Raw genomic sequence first — 18,871 nt, forward strand, 5'->3', positions numbered from 1 at the left:
CGGGCGGCGTCGCCGGCCCGTGGCTCCCAGCGCGCCCCGCCGGGCCGGCCCGGGCCGCCCGACGGGCCCGCCCCGCGGGCCTTGCGCGGCCGGCCCAGGCGCCCCCACCAGGACTGCTGCACCAACAGGGTGGCCAGACCGGCGAGCACGATCGCGCAGAGGTTGATCACCAGCTGGAGCGCCGAGCCGGACGCCTCGTGCCAGACCCCGTAGGCGAGGGCGACCGCCACGTTCGCCGCCGCCGGCACCGTGGTCACCGAGATCAGCACCCCGACCAGGCTGCCGGACTTCTTCGAGGTCAGGGAGAGCATGCCGGCGACCCCGGCGAGCAAACCGACCACCCAGGAGAGCGCGTCCGGCCGCCAGATGAAGTCGGTCAGCGGGCGTTCGGTCTCCAGCATCGCGCGCTCCACCAGCCCGGCGGCGTCCAGCGCCCAGGTGCTGAGGACGGTGACCACCATGGCGGCGAGGAAGCCGACCACCAGGGCCTGCACCGACCGGCCGATGACCGGCAGGTTGCGGCGTAGCAGCGCCACGCAGAGCGCCGCCAGCGGGCCGAACTCGGGCCCGACGACCATCGCGCCGACGATGAGAATGGGCTGGTCGAGCAGGACGCCGACGCCGGCGAGCATGGTGGCGACCGTGATCAGCACCAGGTAGGTGGCGGAGAGTTCCGTCTGCTCGCCGGTCTTGGCGGCGATCTCGTCCCAGACCACCGCGTCCGCCCCGCTGCCCGGAGCCCTGGCGGCAGCCCGGTCGGCCGCCCGGGAGATGGCCAGCTCGACGTCGTCGGCCGAGATGGCGCCGCGTTCCTCCACGCCGAGCTGCCGCAGGCCGTGCAGCACGGTGTCGGCGCTCTCCCGGACCACGTCGCAGAGGATGAGGTCGCCCTGGGGCCGACGCGCGGCGCCGGGCAGCACCGCCAGGTGGGTCACTCCCGGGTCGGCGGCCAGCAGGTCGGCCACGGCCGAGGACTGGTCCGGCGGCGCGATGACCCTGAGATGCAGCAACGCCCCTCCCCCGCGTCGGCGACCGTCGAGCACTCTACTGCCGAAGCGGGCGGGTCGAGGGGGAGGTCTTCGTCACCGGGCCGCGTCCTGACGGGCCGTTGCGCGGTTGACCTGTCGGGATCGGCGTCGCATGTCGCGATTACGCCTCGGAAAGAGGTTGATCCCTGCTAGAACGTGTTTGTCGCCTGTGCTGACTCTCTCCCTGGAGGTCGAGACCTTGGCTGGTTGCGTGGACACGCCGGCGGACCTCGCGGACCGGGCCCGGGAGGCCCTCAAGCGGGCGCTGGACGTGGCGGCGGCGGCGCTGCTGCTCGTACTGGTCACCCCCCTGATCCTCGTGGTGGCGGCGCTGGTGGCGGCGGGGCTCGGCCGGCCGGTGCTGTTCCGGCAGCGGCGCGCGGGACGGCACGGCCAGGTGTTCGAGCTGGTCAAGTTCCGCACCATGCTCCCGCCCGATCCGCGGCGCGGGCGGGTGCGGGACGGCGACCGGCTCACACCGCTCGGGCGGTTCCTGCGGGCCACCAGCCTGGACGAGCTGCCGACGCTGTGGAACGTGCTGCGCGGCGACATGAGCCTGGTCGGCCCCCGTCCCCTGCTCACCGAGTACCTGCCCCGCTACTCGCCCACCCAGGCCCGCCGCCACGAGGTCAGGCCGGGCGTCACCGGGCTGGCCCAGGTGCGCGGACGCAACAGCCTGGGCTGGGAGGAGAAGCTCGACCTGGACGTCTGGTACGTCGACCACCGCAGCCTGTGGCTGGACCTGTCGATCCTCGCCGCGACCGTGCGCACCGTGCTGCGCCGCGAGGGGATCTCCGCGGCGGGCTCGGCCACCGCGCCCGAGTTCCTCGGCACGCCGTCGCTCGCGCCCGTCGCCGGGCCACGGCCGGAGAGCGACCTGACGATCCCCGCCGGAGGCAGCCGATGAGCCGGACCATCCACCTCTCCCCGCCCGACGTCGGGCCACTGGAGGAGTCGTACCTGGTCGCGGCCCTGCGGTCCGGCTGGGTGGCACCCGTCGGGCCGGATCTCGACGCCTTCGAGCGCGAGGTCGCCGCGCGGGCGGGCACCAGCGCGGCGGTGGCGGTGAGCTCGGGCACGGCCGCGCTGCACCTGGCGCTGCTGGGCGTGGGGGTCGGGCCCGGGGACGCGGTCATCGTGCCGACGCTGACCTTCGTGGCCACCGCGAACGCGGTGCGGTACACCGGCGCCCGGCCGGTCTTCGTCGACTGCGACCCGCACTCCGGCAACGTCGACGTCGGCCTCGTCGCCGATTCGCTCCGGACCCTCACCGCGCGGGGGGAGCGCGTCGGCGCGGTCGTACCGGTCGACCTCTTCGGCAGCTGCGCCGACTACACCGCGCTGACCCCGGTCTGCGCCGCGGCGGGCGTACCGGTCGTGGAGGACGCCGCGGAGGCCCTCGGCGCCACCCACCGGGGCCGGCCGGCCGGCTCCTTCGGCCGAGCGGGAGTCCTCTCCTTCAACGGCAACAAGATCATGACCACCTCGGGCGGCGGGATGCTCGTCTCCGACGACACCGCGCTGCTGGCCCGGGCGCGGTTCCTGTCGACCCAGGCCCGGGAGCCGACGCCGCACTACGAACACCGCGAGACGGGCTACAACTACCGGCTGAGCAACCTGCTCGCCGCACTGGGCCGGGCCCAGCTCGTCCGGCTCGACGGGATGATCGCCCGACGCCGGCACCTGCGCGACCTCTACGCCAAGCTCTTCGCCCCGGTGCCCGGTGTGCGGCTGCTCGGCGCGGAGGACGGCGGCTCCAACTGCTGGCTGACGACCATCGCGGTGGATCCGCGGCGCTCCGGCTGGCGGGCCGCCGACCTGGCCGCCCATCTGGCCGGAAGGGACATCGAGACCCGTCCGCTGTGGAAGCCGATGCACCTGCAACCGGCGTACGCCGACGCGGAGTGCCTGGTCACGGGGGCGGCGGAGCGGCTCTTCGCCGACGGGTTGGCCCTGCCCAGCGGCAGCGCCCTCAACGAGCGGCAGGTCGGCGCCGTCCTCACCGCCGTCGACGAGTTCCTGGCGAGCCGGGCGGGAGCGGCGACGGCGTGACGATCCCCCTGGTGGTCGTCGGGTGCGGCGGGCACGGCCGGGAGATCCTCACGATCGCCCGGGCGATGGACGCCGCCGCCGGACGGCCGCGCTGGCGCCTCCTCGGGTTCCTCGACGACCGGCCGTCGGAGCAGAACCTGAAACGGGTGCGGCGGCTCGACGTGCCCTTCCTCGGCGGGGTCGGCTGGCTGCGGGACGCGCCCGCGGAGACCCACCACGTGATCGGGATCGGCGACCCGCGAGTCCGCCGGGCCGTCGCCGGGCGCGTCGACGCGTACGGCACGCCGGCGGCGAGCCTCGTGCATCCGGCGGCGACGGTGGGGCCGGACGCGGTGCACGGCCCGGGCCTGGTCGCCTTCGCCGGGGCCCGCGTCACCACCAACGTCACGCTGGGTCGGCACGTACACCTCAACCAGAACGCCACCGTCGGGCACGACTGCGTTCTCGCCGACTTCGTGTCGGTCAACCCGCTCGCCGCCGTCTCCGGCGACTGCCGGTTGGCGGAGGGGGTGCTGGTCGGCACGACGGCGGCCGTCCTGCAGGGCCTGCGGGTGGGGCGGGACAGCACCGTCGGGGCGGGCGCCTGCGTCGTGCGGGACGTGCCGGACGGGGTCGTCGTCAAGGGAGTACCCGCCCGTTGACCGACGGGCCCTCGGTCCCTCGGCCAGGATTCGGGCAGCAAATCCGAAAACGTCCAAACATCGCGTTCGGCCGTGTATCAACTAAAGGAGCCCAAAGCTCCTACCGCCCCTCGGCGGGAGCGGTCGGAGACGGACAGGGAGCACAGATGCCGCCGGAAACAGAGACCACCCGGCCCGGTGGGCAGGGGTCGCACCGGGCCAGGGCCCGCCGCCGCACCATCGGATTCCTCGCCACCGACAGCACCGCCTGGATCGGCGGGCTCGTCGCCGCCGTCTGGTTCCGGTACGAGCTGGAGCTGACAGCCGACCAGTTCGCTCGCGCCGCCGGCTGCGGCGCCCTCGCCGCCCTCGTGCACGTGGTCGTCGCGGCGGTGCGCCGGATCTACTCCGGACGCCACCCGCTGGGCAGCCTCCAGGAGGTGCAGGGGGTCGCGGGCACGACGGCCACCACGGCCGCGATCATGCTCGTCGGGCTGCTGCCGGCCGGAGTGCGACCGGTGCCGGCGAGCACGCCGCTGGTCGGGGGCGCCCTGGCGCTGCTGCTCATGCTCGCCGCGCGGTTCACCTACCGGCACCGGCGCGACATCGCCATGCGCCCGGACGTCCGGTCCTCCGACCCGGTGCTGCTCTTCGGGCTCGGCGACGCCGGGCAGGGACTGCTCCGGGCCATGCTCGGCGACCCGCGGGGACGGTACCGGCCGGTGGGCGCCCTCGACGACGACCCCGACAAGCGGGACCTGCGCATCGGCGGGGTACGGGTGCTCGGCGGCCGGGCGGACGTGGCGGAGGCCGTCCGGCGCACCGGCGCCACCACCGTGATCTTCTCCGTCGCCAACGCCGACGCCACGCTGATCCGCCAGATCCGGGAGGCCACCCTGCCGACCGGGGCGGCGTTCAAGGTGCTGCCCCCGGTGCGCGACCTCGTCGACCACCGGATCACCGTCACCGACGTCCGCGACGTGCAGATCGACGACCTGCTCGGCCGCCGGCAGGTGGTGGCCGACATGCAGTTGAGCTCCAACGAACTCACCGGTCGGCGGATCCTGGTCACCGGCGCCGGCGGGTCGATCGGCTCGGAGCTGTGCCGGCAGCTGTTGAAGGCCGACCCCGGCGAGCTGATGATGCTCGACCGCGACGAGTCGGCCCTGCACGGCCTCCAGATGTCGCTGGCCGGCCGGGCCCTGCTGGACGGTCCCGAGCTGATCCTCGCCGACCTGCGCGACGACGAGCGCATCCGGCGGATCGTCCGCGAGCGCCGGCCGGAGGTCATCTTCCACGCCGCCGCGCTGAAGCACCTCACGCTGCTCCAGCGGCATCCCGGCGAGGCGGTCATGACGAACGTCTGGGGCACCCTCTCCGTGCTGGACGCGTGCGGCGACGTGGCCCGGTTCGTCAACATCTCCACCGACAAGGCGGCCGACCCGATCAGCGTGCTCGGCTACTCGAAGCGGATCACCGAGCGGTTGACGGCGCACGCCGCCTCCCGTTTTCCCGGCACGTTCCTCAGCGTCCGCTTCGGCAACGTGCTGAGCAGCCGTGGCTCGGTGGTGACCGCGTTCCAGCGGCAGATCGAGCTGGGCCGCCCGCTCACCGTCACCCATCCGGAGGTGACCCGCTACCTGATGACCGTGCAGGAGGCGGTGCACCTGGTCCTGCAGGCCGCCGAGATCGGCCGCGACGGCGAGGCGCTGGTGCTGGACATGGGCGAGCCGGTCCGCATCGCGGACCTGGCCCGGCAGATGGCCGAGCAGGCGGACAGCGGCGTGCCGATCGTCTACACGGGGCTGCGCCCAGGCGAGAAACTGCACGAGGACCTGTTCGGCACGGGCGAGTCCGACACGCGTCCGCTGCACCCGCTCGTCTCGCACGTGACGGTGCCCGCCCTCAACCCGATGGAGGTCAGCGGCCTCGACCCGTACGACGATCCGGAGAAGGTGGTCGCGCAGCTCGCCCTGCTCTGCGACCACCCGGTCGGGCCGGTGTCCGACGGTCCCGTCCAGATACCGCTCTCCCGCTGACCCGCGGGCCCTTCGCGACGCCCGGCGCGGGGAAGGGCCCGAAAGTCGGTACGCCGGCCGCTGCCGGCGTCGCCGACCTGACCGTCGGCTCTGATCGACGCACGGCTCACACCTGATGGAAGGGACACCCGTGGCGAAGGAGCGCACAGTGGCGATCGACGTGGTGATAGTGGGCACGGGAGGAATGGGTCGGGAGATCTTCGGCGTCATCCGCGCTATCAACGACCGGGCGGCGGAGGGCGTCCGCTGGCGCGTCCTCGGCTTCGTCGACGACTATCCCACCGAGTCGAGTCTCAAGCTGGTCCAGCGGCTGGACGTGCCGTTCCTCGGGTCGTCGCGGTCGCTCGCGGACCAGCCCGTCACCACGCACGTCGCGCTGGGCGTCGGGGATCCGCGCAGGCGACGCGAGATCGACCTGAGGATCCGGTCATACGGGCACGCTGCCGCGACGATCGTGCATCCGGCCGCCGAGATCGGCCCGGACTGCGTCTTCGGAGAAGGTCTGGTGGCGCTTGGCGGTGCCCGGGTGACGACGAACGTGACCCTGGGCCGGCACGTGCACCTCAACCAGAACTGCACCGTGGGACACGACTGCGTGCTGGGCGACCACGTTTCCGTGAATCCGCTCGCGGCGGTCTCCGGCTACTGCCGGCTGGAGGCGGGGGTCATGGTGGGTACGACGGCCGCGGTGCTGCAGGGAATCACCGTGGGTCGCGACGCCACGGTCGGTGCCGGCGCCTGCGTGGTCCGCGACGTGCCTGAGGCCGTGGTGGTGAAGGGCGTTCCCGCCCGATGAACGCCGGTGGGACCATACGGGTCCTGCCACCTGCTCACCGGCGGATGCCCGCCCAGTCGTGGTGTCTGCGTACCGTGGAGAGGATGAAGTCGACGACCCGGCGCGAGGTGTCGGGGACCAGATAGTCGGCAGGGCACGGCACCACGCCGGAAGTGGCTTGGTCGATCGTCACCCGCACCGCCTCCACCACCCCCTGCGGATCGAGGCCGGTCATGATGATCCCGCCGATCTCCAGCGCCTCCGGACGTTCCATGGCGTCGCGAAGAGTGACGGCCGGGAAACCGAGAATCGCCGACTCCTCGCTCACCGTGCCACTGTCCGACAGCGTGCAGCGGGCGTGCCGTTGCAGCGCCACGTAGTCGAAGAAGCCGAACGGCTCGTGGAAGGCGATCCCGTCCAGGTTGGCGTCGTCCACCGCCAGTCCTTCCAGCCGTTTGCGGGTACGCGGATGGGTGGACACCAACAACGGCAGTCGCCACTCGTCCCGTACGGCGCGCAGGCAGTCGAGCAGGCGGTGGAGCCGGTTCGGCTGGTCGACGTTCTCCTCGCGGTGGGCGCTGACCACGAAATACTGCCCGGGTTCGAATTCGAGTTGGCGCAGTACGGTGGATCGGGCGATGTCGTCCCGGTAGTGGTCGAGCACCTCCCGCATCGGTGAACCGGTGTGCAGAATGCGCCGTGGATGCAGACCCTCAGCGAGCAGGTTACGCCGGGCATGCTCGGAGTAGACCAGGTTGAAGTCCGCCACATGGTCGACCAACCGGCGGTTGGTCTCCTCCGGCACGTTGAGGTCGAAACAGCGGTTCCCCGCCTCCATGTGATAGACGGGAACCCGCATCCGCCTGGCCATCAGCGCGGCGATCGCGCTGTTCGTGTCGCCGAGCACGAGCAGCGCGTCGGGTCGCGTCTCCTTGATCGCATCCTCGACCCCCACCAGAACGGCGCCCAGGACACGCCCGAGGGTGGTGGTGTCGACCTGGAGAAAGCGGTCGGGCCGGCGCACCTGCATCTCGGTGAAGAAGACGTCGGACAGGGCCGGATCCCAATTCTGCCCCGTGTGTACGAGGGTGTGGTCGACCGTTCTGTCGAGTCGGTCGATCACCCGAGCCAGTCGGATGATCTCCGGCCGAGTCCCGACAACCGTCATTACCCGTGTCATTCGACGCCCTTCGATAGAAGGAAGGGGCTCCTGCGCGACGCGCGTGCCGCCGTCCCCGACGGGGGAACGAGCCGCTGTCGAAAAAGTGACGGCTATCGGCTTGGATCTCGCACGATTACGCAACTTGGAGGGCTTTTGTGAATCAGCTCCCGAAGTCCACTCACGAGGCTATCGTCACACTCGATCGTCGTCCCCTAGCTCCCGCATTCCAACGGAACCGACAGGAGGAAATGTGGCGTCCTCACTTGTGGACCGACGCGTTCTGATCACCGGTGGGACTGGATCGTTCGGCCAGACGATGGTGGCGAGGCTACTCGACGCCGGCGCCGCGCAGGTTCGCGTGCTCAGCCGGGACGAGGCCAAGCAGGAGGCCATGCGGGTCCGGTTGCGTGACGACCGGGTCCGCTTCTACGTCGGCGACGTCCGCGACCTCGACTCGGTTTCCAAGGCTACCCGCGGTGTCGAGTACGTGTTCCACGCCGCCGCGCTGAAGCAGGTGCCGTCCTGTGAGTTCTTCCCGCTGGAGGCCGTGCGCACCAACGTGCTGGGCAGCTCGAACGTGGTGGACGCCAGCGAGCGTAACGACGTCGCCGCGGTCGTCTTCCTGAGCACCGACAAGGCGGTCTACCCGATCAACGCGATGGGAATGACCAAGGCCCTGATGGAGAAGGTGGCGCAGGCCCACGTCCGCAACAACCCCGGAGCGCGCACCCGGGTCTGCTCGGTCCGCTACGGCAACGTCATGTGTTCACGGGGCTCGGTCATTCCCCTGTTCATCGAACAGATCAGGAACGGCGTGCCGCTGACCGTCACGGAGCCCACCATGACCCGCTTCCTGATGTCGCTGGCAGACTCCGTCGAGCTCGTGGAGCACGCTTTCCACCACGGTGAGCCGGGGGACGTCTTCATCCGGAAGGCCGACGCGTGCACGATCGGCGACCTGGCGACGGCGCTCTGCAACCTGTTCGAGGTGCCCGCCAAGTTCGAGGTGCTGGGTCTGCGCCACGGCGAGAAGATGTCGGAGACGCTGGCGAGCCACGAGGAACTGGCCCGCTCGCAGGACTTCGGGAACTTCCTGCGCGTTCCGATCGACAGCCGCGACCTCAACTACTCGCTCTACTTCGAGGAGGGCGACACCGTCAGCGACCACCGTGCCGACTACACCTCGGACAACACCACGAGGCTGGCGGTACCGGAGGTCATGTCGCTGCTGCTGACCCTCCCGGAGGTACGGCAGCACCTCGCCTCGATGCCGTCTCTCACCGCGGCGGGACGGGCGTGACCTCGGCAGGCGCCGCCGACCGTCCCGTGGACGACGGACGGATCAGCCCCCAGACGGGCCAGCTACCCCGTGTCGCGTTCGTCAGTCAGTGGTTCGCTCCGGAGCCGACCACCACACCGGTGTGGATCGCCCGCTCCCTCGCGCAGCGGAACCTACGGGTCGACGTACTGACCGGAGTCCCCAACTATCCCGCCGGTGTGGTCTACGAGGGGTACTCGGCGTGGCAACGCCGCCACGAGGTCCACCACGGCATGCGGGTGTTGCGCACTCCGCTCTATCCGAGCCACGACCAATCGGCCCTGCGCCGCGTGGCCAACTACGCGAGCTATGCGGTGTCCTCGGCGGTCCTCGGATCGTCGGTGCTGCGGGCCGCCGACGTCTCCCTCGTGTACTCGACCCCGCCGACCACCGCGACCGCCGCCATGGTCGCGCGCCTGCGCTGGGGGCTTCCCTACGTGCTGATGGTGATGGACGTCTGGCCCGATTCGGTCTTCGCCACCGGCTTCCTCGCCGAGGGGACGAAGCGTCGTGTCGCCGAGCCTCCGCTCACCTGGCTCACGAACCAGACGTACCACTGGGCGGACCACGTGACAGCGACGTCGCCCGGCATGCGGGACACACTCGTCGCCCGCGGTGTGCCGCCGGAGAAGGTGTCGGTCGTCTACAACTGGACCGACGAGAAGGTGATGCGTCCCAGCGAGCCCGACCACGACCTGCGGGCCCGCCTCGGTCTGACGGACGAGTTCATCCTGATGTACGCCGGGAACCACGGCGCGGCCCAGAACCTGGACGTCGCCGTCCGGGCGATGCACGAGCTACGAGACCGGCCGGACGTACACCTCGTTCTGGTGGGGGACGGGATCGAGAAGTCCTCCTTGCAGGCTCTCGCGGCAAGCCTGGACCTACGCTCGGTTCACTTCGTCGAGCCGGTGGAGGCGGAGAGAATGCCGGCCGTGATGGCGACCGCCGATCTCCAGTTGGTTTCCCTCGCCGATCAGGAACTCTTCCGCGTGACCCTGCCCAGCAAGGTCCAGTCGATCCTCGCCTGCGCCCAGCCCATCCTCACCTGCGCACCGGGCGACGCCGCGCGCGTCGTGCACGAGGCGGGCGCCGGCTTCAGCTCACCGCCGGGTGACTCGTCGGAACTGGCCCACGCCATCCGGCGCGCCGCGGCGGTGCCGCGGCCGCGGCTACGGGCGATGGGGGACGCGGGTCGCGAGTACTACCTGACCCATCTCGGGGAAGCGGCCAACGCGGGGACTCTCGCCGATCTCCTGCGGGGCGCGGCGAACCGGCGACGGGGTCGGCGTGCCCGGGCGGCGGGCGCACGATGAGGCAGCGTGTGTTGATCATCGGAGTGACCGGCATGCTCGGCCACACCCTCGTGCGGGAACTCGGCGATACGGCCGAGTTGGACGTCTACGGGTGCGCCCGCGGTGCCGTCCCGGCGCAGGCCAATTTTCCCGAGGCGCTCGCACGGCAGATCACTCCCCGGGTGGACGTCAGCGACCGCAGCGCCGTCCGGAGGATCCTGAGCGTCCTGCGCCCGGACGTGGTGATCAACTGCGTCGGTGTGATCAAGCAACGGCCCGAGGTCGAGGATGCCGTCAACACGATCACCGTCAACGCGCTCTTCCCGCACCAGTTGGCCCGGGAGTGCGCCGAGAGCGGTGCTCGCCTGATACAGATCAGCACCGACTGCGTCTTCTCCGGCCGCCACGGCGGCTACACCGAAGCGGACATCCCCGACCCGTACGACCTGTACGGTCGGTCCAAGCTGCTCGGCGAGACGACCACGGGAACCGCGCTGACCCTGCGCACCTCCATCATCGGTCACGAGCTCGGCAGCGCCCGTTCCCTGGTGGACTGGTTCCTCTCCCAGCGAGGCGTGGTGAACGGCTACACGAAGGCCATCTACAGCGGCCTGACCACCACCGAGTTCGCATCGCTGCTGCGCTCCGTCGTCCTCCCCCGCGCGGAGCTGACCGGTCTTTACCACGTCGCCTCCACCCCGATCTCCAAGTACGAACTGCTGGGCATCATCGGCGACGTGTACCGGTGGCAGGGACGGATCGAGCCGTCGGACGAGGTCCTGTGCGACAGGTCGCTGTCGGCTGCGGCCTTCCGGGCAAGGACCGGCTACCAGCCACCGGAATGGCCGGAGATGATCGCGAGGATGCGCTCCGCCGCACTCGCCTCGGGCCTGCCGGTCGCGGGACGTCCCGCCCTCCAGACCACGCCGTGAGCGGCCACCTCGGCGTCCGTCCGCTCGGAACGGACGCCGAGGTCCGCCGTGCCGATCTCTCCGGCGGGAGAGGGGAACGGCGGTGCGGTCACCGAGCCGCACTCGCCTCCTGGCGGACACGGAACGCCGTCCGAGCCACGTCGAGGACGCCCACCCGGGCGGCGGTCCGCTCACGCCAGTCCCGGTATGCCGCACCGGCCGCCACCCGCGCGGCGTGCCGCTGCTGGGCGGAGCCTCCGACGATGTCCTCGATCTTCGTCGCCAGTGCGTCGACCGTCAGCTCGGGCAGCACTGCCCCTCCTCCGGCCTCGAGGACCTCCGACCACGGCGTACGGTCCGAACAGATCACCGGGCACGCGACCGAGAGACTCTCGGCGATCACATGTCCGAAGTTCTCGCCCCTGGTGGGCAGGACGAAAGCGTCGTACCGGGAGAACGTGTCCCTGACCGCTTCCGGCCGCAGCGCCCCCCGGTAGGTTGCCCGGACATCCCCCGGCAGGGCCTCCATCAGGGCCAGGCAACGCTGCCAGTAGCCCGTGTCCTCGATCGGGCCGTAAACGTCGAACTCCACCGGACCTCGGACGCGGGACAGGGCCGCGAGTACGAGGTCCAGGTTCTTCATCGGGGACACCCGGCCGATGAAGACCAGCCGCGCGGGTCCGGTGGACGCGGGCGCGGCTGGCGGATCGTCCGCCGCGGGTCCCGTGGCTCCGGCGATGAACGGCTGCCCGGCCGCCGGGAAGACCCGTCGGATGTCGGCCGCCTCCAGCGGTGTGGTGGCGTGCCAGAACACCCTTGACCCGCCGAGCAGCCGACGCCAGCCGAGAAGGAAGAGACGCTTCCGGTTCCGCCTCAGGGCGAGCGCGCCGGCGCCGAGTTCGCCCCTGGGCGCGACGAGAATCCGATCGACGCGGAGCACGCCCAGTCGTGCCGCCAGGACGGAGACGATCGAGTAGGAGGACCAGACGCTGTTGACGTACAGCAGGTCGAACCGCCTGGCCCGCACCCCTCGCCACAAATCCCGCCACTGGCGCGGATTCCGCGCCCCGAGATAGAAGACCGAGCAGCGGCCTCGGCGGACCCACCGTCCGGAGAGCCCCAGGTACGGCCGCGAGGCGCCGAGATCGCGATCGCGGGTCACCAGGGTGGTGTCGATGCCGGGACCGACCGTGTCGAGCATCGACGACAACGACCGGACCGGCCCGCCTGCGCGATAGCCCGGTTCGAAGTAGTCCGCGGTGACCAGCACACGGAAGGCGTCCGGCCGGGTGACGTCAGAATCGGCCTCGCAGGCCACGGAAGCTCCTCGAATTGAACGGATTGAACCGTCAAGTTCAACGACCGGGGTCAGCACGGGTCGCGGTGGGTATCAAATATGAGCGCCGGCTACAAATACGTGAAACCGACGAACATCGACCAGTGGTCCGGTATAAGGAATTGAAGCTTGGCCCGTTCGCGCCTGCGGAACGCTTCGGGAATCCGAGGCCCGGCACGCCTCACCACGAGAGGGACACATGTCGCGAGTAGCGCTCATTTCTGGGATCACCGGGCAGGACGGCAGTTATCTGTCAGAGCTACTGCTCAACAAGGGCTACACCGTGCACGGAATCAAGCGACGCTCTTCGAGCTTCAACACCGAGCGGATCGATCGCATCGACGTCCACCCCCGGCACGGTGACGCCCGCCTGTTCCTCCACTACAGCGACCTCTCGGACCCCGCGTCCCTGACGCACCTCATTCGGGACATCCGCCCCAACGAGGTCTACAACCTCGGCGCCCAGAGCCACGTCCGGGTGTCCTTCGACATCCCGGGCTACACGGCGGACGTCACAGGACTCGGCGCGTTGCGGATGCTGGAGGCCACCCGGGCAGCCGATGTCGGAGCCCGTTTCTACCAGGCGTCCTCCTCGGAGATGTTCGGCTCCACACCGCCGCCCCAACGGGAGGACACCCCCTTCCACCCGCGCAGCCCGTACGCGTGCGCCAAGGTGTACGCGTACTGGTCCGCGGTGAACTACCGCGAGTCCTGGGGGATGTACTGCACCAACGGGATTCTGTTCAACCACGAGAGTCCTCGCCGGGGCGAGAACTTCGTGACCCGGAAGATCACGAGGGCGGTTGCCCGCATCGAGGCCGGCATCCAGGACAAGCTCTACCTGGGAAACCTCAACGCCGTCCGGGACTGGGGATACGCGCCGGAGTACGTCGAGGCGATGTGGCTGTCCCTCCAGCAGGACCGACCCGACGACTACGTGGTGGCGACGGGTGAGGGCCACACCGTGCGGGAGTTCGTGGAGGCCGCCTTCAGCCACGTCGGGTTGGACTGGCGTCAGTTCGTGGTCACGGATCCGGCGTACTTCCGCCCCGCCGAGGTCGACGCCCTCATCGGTGACTACGCCAAGGCGCGCCGGGCCTTGGGCTGGGCGCCCAAGACGCTCTTCGCGGACCTCGTCCGGGTGATGGTGGACGCGGACCGCCAGATGCTCGAGGACGAACGCATGGGTCGGCTCGTGCGGGTCGACCGGTGAGGCTCGCCGTCGACGCCTCCGCCATCCGTCCCGGTCACGCCGCCGGGGTCGAGGCCTTCACCTATGGCCTGCTGGAGGGGCTGGCCGACGCCTCGGTCCACGAGATCCGGGTGGACATCCTGCGGGACACGCTCGACGACTGGCGGGAACGCGTGTCACGGGACCGGATCTCCTGGACGGAGGTCGACATGCCGCTACGGTCCGACAACCGCTACGGACAGGCGCTGCGGCGCCTGACGCCGGAACGGCTACGCCAATCGCTCGCCGTCCGGCGGACGGTCAACGCCGTACGCCAGCGCGCACGCTCGCGCCACGAGGACGCCGACGTCGTGCTCTTCCCGTTCCACTGCGCCCCGGCCCGGGCTCGCTCGTCGGTCGTCGTGGTGCACGACCTGCGGCACCTGCACCCGGCGTTCCGCTCCCCCGGGTTCGAGGCGGTGGTACGGGAGAACGTAGCCCGGGCCTCCGCCGTCGTCGTGTCCTGGCCGCACCCGTACCGAGAGGTGCTGGCGACGTTCCCGGAGGCTGCGGATCGGATCGCTCTCATCCCGCCGCCCACCTTCCAGCCCGCGCCCCGGAGGTGGGCGGTCAAGCCCGAGCCCGGGCTTCTGATCTACCCGTCTTCGACGGCGGCGCACAAGAACCACGCGACCCTGCTGGAGGCGATGGCGCTCCTTCCGGAGTTTCGGCTGGTCTGTCCCGGCCCTCTGGTCGAGCCCGAGGCCAGCCGGCTGCTCGCCCGGGCGGCCCAGCCCGACCTCAGGGGCCGGGTGTCGTTTCCGGGATTCGTCAGCCTCGACCAACTCCACGAGCTGTACGCCCGGGCCTCGGCGGTCGTGGTCCCCTCGCTGTGGGAGGCGGCGAGCGGTGCCATGCTGGAGGCGTTCAGCTGGGGTCTTCCCGTGGCCTGCGCAGACTCGCCACCCTTGTTGGCCCAGCTCGAGTTCACCGGGGCGGACGCCGCGGTGTTCGAGAGCAGGGACGCCGCGTCGCTGGCTGCGGCGGTCCGCCGGGTCACGCGCGACCGTGACCACTTCGTCCAGGCATCCCGCCGAGCGGACGCGCGGCTCGCGGGGCGAACCTGGGCGGACACGAGTCGCGACTACGCCGCGGTGCTCGAATGGGTGGCAGCCGGCCGGCCAGGTCCCATCCCGCGCTCGGCATTCGCCACCACCTTGACCTCAGGGGAGTCACGATGAACGTCGACGAACGCTTCCCGGTGGCCCGGCCCTGTCTGTCCGAGTTGGAGGAGCACTACCTGCTCGACGCGCTGCGCAGCGGCTGGATCTCCTCACAGGGACCCTACCTGCGCCGCGTCGAGGAGCAGCTCGCCGAGCGGTGCGGCACCGCCACCGCGGTGGCGACCAGCAACGGAACCGTCGCTCTGCACCTGGTCCTGGCCGCAGCCGGTATCGGGCCGGGCGACGAGGTGGTGGTCCCGGCCCTCACCTACGTCGCCACCGCCAACGCGGTCGCGTACTGCGGGGCTCGTCCCGTCGTCGTCGATGTTCTGCCGCAGACCTGGTGCATCGATCCGGATTCGGTACGAGCCGCGATCGGCCCACGCACCAGGGCTGTGATCGCCGTGGACGTCTACGGTCACCCCGCGGACTATCCCGCCCTGCGCGAGCTGTGCGACCGGCACGGCCTGCTCCTGGTTGCCGACGCGGCGGAGTCCTTCGGCGCCACCCTGCACGGCCGGCCGACGGGATCGCAGGCAGACGCCAGCACCTTCTCGTTCTTCGGCAACAAGGTGGTCACTTCCGGCGAGGGAGGATGCGTGACCACCTCCGACGCGGCGCTCGCGGACCAGATGCGTCTGCTGCGCAGTCAGGGCATGGACCCCCAGCGCCGGTACTGGTTCCCGGTCGTGGGTTACAACTACCGGATGACGAACCTGGCCGCAGCGTTGCTCTGCGCCCAACTCGACCGGGCGGAGGAGATCATCGCCCGGCGGGACCGGGTGATCGCGGCGTACGAGCATGAACTCGCGGACGTACCGCTACTGCGGCCACAACCCGTCGCGACGGGCGTCCGGCGGGCGCCCTGGATGGCATCCTTCCTGGTCGGCGCCGAAGGAGCGACGTCACCGCGCGACGAGCTGGCGCGAATCCTGGACCGGTTGGGCGTCGAGACCAGGCCGTTCTTCGTGCCGATCTGCGAGTTGCCCGCCCATTTCGATCCGCACGCGCACTGCCCGGTCAGCAGCGACCTCGCACGACGTGGCATCAACCTGCCGACCTACGCCGGTCTGAGCGACACGGACATGAAGGCGATCGTGGAACGGATCCGGGCCGCTGTGGACCTCCTGGAGTCGTCGGGCACCCCCACCGCCTGAACGTCGCACGACGCGCGGCCCGCCGGCCCACCCGGGGTCAGGCGGGCTGCGCCGTCAGTTCTCGCGCCCTGCCCTGACGTCGCAGCAGCAGGTGGTAGGCGTGGCACCAGGCGAGCGCGCTGAGCAGCGCCATCACCACCAGGGCGCAGGCTGCTCCGGTCGCGCCCAGGAACACGGCGCCGGCGACAACCACCGGTACCCGCAGCACCCCCAGGACGGTGCCCGCGACCACCGTCCGGCTGGTGGCGCCCTCTATCCGCAGCCCGGCGAAGCCGACTGCGGCGGGCACCGCCAGCAGGCTCTCCAACACGAGCAGAGGCAGGAGTGACCGGGCGACATCCCAGTTGCCGCCCAACAGCATCGTGCCCACTCGATCGGGCAGCAGCGCGACCGCCAGCGCCAACGGCACCACACCGGTGGTCACCAGCACGCCGAGCCGGACGGCCGCCCGTCTCCGTGCCGCAGCGGGGGCAGTTCGTTCCCTGGACAGGTACGGAAGAATGAGCGCCGATGCGGTCGCCACGACGAGATTCATCGGGCCGAGGACCGTACGCCCCGCACTCAACGCGCCCACCACGGCCGTGCCCGCCATGCCCGCCACGGCCGTGAGAGCGAGTTGGGCGGAGCCGGTGGTGATGAGGAACTGCGTGCCGAAGGCCGCCGCGCGGCGGGACTCGGCACGGTCCGCTCCCCACCCCGGCCGCGCCGGGTAACGACAGCGCCAGGCCGTGGCATATCCCAGGAGGGCCCCTCCCGCCGACCAACCGGCGAAGACCACCACCGGACCGACCACGCCCCACAGACCGAGCGCCACGGTGGCGACGGTGAGCCCAAGCCAGCAGACCTCCATCCGGAAGGCCAGCCCCGGCGAGCCCACGCCGAGGCTCACCGCCTTCAGGTAGTCGTACAACACCAGACCCGGCAGCGCCGTGCCGGCGATCAGCAGGTAGGGCGAGTCGAACGCCAGTCCGCCGGCGACCACGGCGACGGCCGCCGCCGCTCCCACCGCCGCCACCCGCCGGGACGCTTCCCGGGCGGGGGCCGTGCCGAGGCCGGCGGCCAACACCGAGTCGGTCACCGCCGCCCGGGTCAACCCGGATGCGAGAACGTAGAACGAGAAGGCGACCGCGAAGCGACCGACCCCGTCGACCGTCTCCAGACGTGTGACCGAGATGGCCACCAGGAAGTTGCCGGCGCTGGAGAGCCCGCCGACCGTCAACGCGCGGGAGGCTCGTCCCCGACCGAGGCGCCCGGCGAGCGCCCCCAGCCGACGGGAATGAACGGCCAGCATCACCGCACGGGTCTGGCCGTACTCGCGGTGCCGGCAAGGCTCACGGCCGAGGAACGGCGATGGGGGCGCCGTCTGGTCGCTCTCAGCAGCAGGAGAACCGGCACCGCCGACACGGTCTGCTGGATCACGCTGATCGACGAGTCCGGGTAGGTGCTGGACCACAGCAGCGGACCCGCCAGGACGAAGCACAACAGACTGAGGCGTACGGGGCCTGGCCCGCCTCGCATCCTGAGAAGCGCCATGACCACGGCCGCCCAGCCGGCGTAGAAGGCCACGACGCCGAGCGGGCCGTGGAAGAAGTAGACGTTCCCCATCGACAGGAACGTGTAGGCCGAGGTGGCCCCTCCGCCGAGGTACTGGTTGATCTCCTGGCCGGTGGAAATGGGAGGACGCTCCTCGTCCAGGGCGCGCGGCACCAAGCCGTACCGCACGTAGTCGACGAGGCCGGGCCGAACCACGTCCGCCGGCACGTCGAGCGGTGCGACGGCAGCCAGTTGGAGGTCGAGACGCAGCCGGTCCGTGGCCGTCACCTGCTCGGACACCGCCACCCCACGATCAGCGCGAATCGCGTTGCGGTACTCGAACACCGTCGGCCACACGAGAAAGACCACCGCGACAACCACCAGGAGGTACCGGATGCGAAAGATCCCGCATATCAGGCCGGCGGCGCCGAGGAAGGACAGGAACCCGAGCAGCGGCGCCGAGATGGCGGTCATGGCGACGACGACGACCTGAGCCAGGACCAGAAGGGCCAGCCACCCGTGCAGCCTCCTCGCGGAGACCTGGCCGCGAAGGTGACTGACGACCAGCAGGGCGAAGGCGAAGGCGCCCCACCCCGCGAACAGCGCGGTCATCGCAGCCACCGGCGAGGTGGGCAGCTCGCCGCTCACCTGGGCGACGATCGTCCCCCGACCCACGTACGCCCCTACCAGGCTGGCGACGATGCCGGTCACCGCGACGAGGCGCGCAGCGACGTAGAGCGACCGATCCCGCGCTCCGGCCGGCCTGAACGGATGTCGCCATTCGTCGGTGGGGCGACCGAGGAGCAGACCGAACGTCTCCACGACGGCGCTGCCGAGCAGCGCCAGCGCGACCAGGCGCACGATGAAACCCACTTCGGGATTTCCGTTGACCACCGCCATCGGAACGATGAGCAGCACAAAGGGCGCGAGGACCACCAGGCTGACCGGGTAGCACCGGAGCAGTCGGGGCAACGGACCGGGAATCCTGTCCGCAGCCCTGTGCCGGCCGGTACCACCAGTACCACCGGCAGTCCTCACCGCCGCCCCCTGGACGGCGTCCCGGGCGGGGACCGTTGCGACGAGCAGCCCTCCACGATTAGTCATCGCCCGGGACCCAGCTTCCTGTTCTTCACCCTGGGAGCAACGACGTCGGCGGGGCGGAGAAACGCACACGTCGGGCATCGTGCGCGAATCACCCGACGGAGGGCGTCGGAAGAGAAACACCCGGACGGGCGAACCGGATGTGGTGAG

Annotated in this window: 16 protein-coding genes; 11 read left to right on the top strand and 5 right to left on the bottom strand. The window is 70.8% G+C overall.

All coding sequences use genetic code 11. The annotated features are described in order from the left end of the window. Positions 1–1,010 (bottom strand): DUF389 domain-containing protein (locus tag V6V16_RS19805; protein WP_334564138.1); only part of this gene is annotated, 1,010 nt, incomplete at its 3' end. Between the two features lie 187 nt (positions 1,011–1,197). Here V6V16_RS19805 and V6V16_RS19810 point away from each other — a divergent pair. The 5 genes from V6V16_RS19810 (at position 1,198) to V6V16_RS19830 (ending at position 6,535) form a co-directional block, all read left to right on the top strand. Beyond that, complete coding sequence (locus V6V16_RS19810) at positions 1,198–1,935, top strand: sugar transferase (protein WP_334564140.1); 738 nt, start codon at positions 1,198–1,200, stop codon at positions 1,933–1,935. Beyond that, entirely contained in the window at positions 1,932–3,080 is a 1,149-nt protein-coding gene (locus V6V16_RS19815; RefSeq protein ID WP_334564142.1) for a DegT/DnrJ/EryC1/StrS family aminotransferase, read from the top strand. The genes V6V16_RS19810 and V6V16_RS19815 overlap by 4 nt, the downstream gene beginning before the upstream one ends. Beyond that, on the top strand, positions 3,077–3,721 hold the full coding sequence (locus tag V6V16_RS19820) for an acetyltransferase (RefSeq protein WP_334564143.1): 645 nt from the start codon (positions 3,077–3,079) through the stop codon (positions 3,719–3,721). Before V6V16_RS19815 ends, V6V16_RS19820 begins: the two co-directional genes overlap by 4 nt. Positions 3,722–3,867: 146 nt before the next feature. Then, positions 3,868–5,739: a polysaccharide biosynthesis protein gene (locus V6V16_RS19825; RefSeq protein ID WP_334564145.1), complete on the top strand. Its 1,872-nt coding sequence runs from the start codon at positions 3,868–3,870 to the stop codon at positions 5,737–5,739. Positions 5,740–5,887: 148 nt separating this feature from the next. Beyond that, a complete protein-coding gene (locus tag V6V16_RS19830; protein ID WP_334564146.1) occupies positions 5,888–6,535 on the top strand; it encodes an acetyltransferase in 648 nt (215 codons plus the stop codon). Between the two features lie 34 nt (positions 6,536–6,569). On the opposite strand, the gene wecB is transcribed toward V6V16_RS19830, so the two are convergent. Beyond that, positions 6,570–7,694, bottom strand: a complete 1,125-nt coding sequence (gene wecB, locus V6V16_RS19835; RefSeq protein ID WP_334564147.1) for a non-hydrolyzing UDP-N-acetylglucosamine 2-epimerase — start codon at positions 7,692–7,694, stop codon at positions 6,570–6,572. Positions 7,695–7,926: 232 nt separating this feature from the next. Between wecB and V6V16_RS19840 the strand changes: the two genes are divergently transcribed. Genes V6V16_RS19840 through V6V16_RS19850 form a run of 3 tightly spaced genes read left to right on the top strand, consistent with a single transcriptional unit; the run spans position 7,927 to position 11,221 of the window. Next, a complete protein-coding gene (locus V6V16_RS19840) occupies positions 7,927–8,976 on the top strand; it encodes an SDR family NAD(P)-dependent oxidoreductase (protein ID WP_334564148.1) in 1,050 nt (349 codons plus the stop codon). Between the two features lie 26 nt (positions 8,977–9,002). Then, entirely contained in the window at positions 9,003–10,310 is a 1,308-nt protein-coding gene (locus tag V6V16_RS19845; RefSeq protein ID WP_334564149.1) for a glycosyltransferase family 4 protein, read from the top strand. A gap of 8 nt (positions 10,311–10,318) precedes the next feature. Then, complete coding sequence (locus tag V6V16_RS19850; RefSeq protein ID WP_334564150.1) at positions 10,319–11,221, top strand: dTDP-4-dehydrorhamnose reductase family protein; 903 nt, start codon at positions 10,319–10,321, stop codon at positions 11,219–11,221. 88 nt (positions 11,222–11,309) lie between these two features. Here V6V16_RS19850 and V6V16_RS19855 read toward each other — a convergent pair whose 3' ends face one another. Continuing rightward, positions 11,310–12,518 carry a glycosyltransferase gene (locus V6V16_RS19855; RefSeq protein WP_334564151.1) on the bottom strand — a complete coding sequence of 403 codons (1,209 nt, stop codon included), beginning with the start codon at positions 12,516–12,518 and terminating at the stop codon, positions 11,310–11,312. A 217-nt stretch (positions 12,519–12,735) separates the two neighbouring features. Here V6V16_RS19855 and gmd point away from each other — a divergent pair, with 217 nt between their 5' ends. From gmd to V6V16_RS19870, 3 genes are read left to right on the top strand one after another with little or no spacing between them, the layout of a single operon-like run. Further along, complete coding sequence (gene gmd / locus V6V16_RS19860; protein WP_334564153.1) at positions 12,736–13,749, top strand: GDP-mannose 4,6-dehydratase; 1,014 nt, start codon at positions 12,736–12,738, stop codon at positions 13,747–13,749. After that, a complete protein-coding gene (locus V6V16_RS19865; protein WP_334564155.1) occupies positions 13,746–14,948 on the top strand; it encodes a glycosyltransferase in 1,203 nt (400 codons plus the stop codon). Before gmd ends, V6V16_RS19865 begins: the two co-directional genes overlap by 4 nt. Beyond that, positions 14,945–16,087, top strand: coding sequence for a DegT/DnrJ/EryC1/StrS family aminotransferase (locus V6V16_RS19870; RefSeq protein WP_334564156.1), 1,143 nt, complete (start codon positions 14,945–14,947; stop codon positions 16,085–16,087). The genes V6V16_RS19865 and V6V16_RS19870 overlap by 4 nt, the downstream gene beginning before the upstream one ends. A gap of 37 nt (positions 16,088–16,124) precedes the next feature. Here the strand turns inward: V6V16_RS19870 and V6V16_RS19875 are convergent, their stop codons facing one another. Next, entirely contained in the window at positions 16,125–17,378 is a 1,254-nt protein-coding gene (locus V6V16_RS19875; protein ID WP_334564157.1) for a hypothetical protein, read from the bottom strand. Beyond that, positions 17,378–18,556, bottom strand: a complete 1,179-nt coding sequence (locus tag V6V16_RS19880) for a hypothetical protein (RefSeq protein WP_334564159.1) — start codon at positions 18,554–18,556, stop codon at positions 17,378–17,380. Before V6V16_RS19880 ends, V6V16_RS19875 begins: the two co-directional genes overlap by 1 nt. Positions 18,557–18,871: the final 315 nt, after the last annotated feature.

The organism is Micromonospora sp. CPCC 205561 (assembly GCF_036906775.1).
In the GTDB taxonomy this organism is placed as follows: domain Bacteria; phylum Actinomycetota; class Actinomycetes; order Mycobacteriales; family Micromonosporaceae; genus Micromonospora.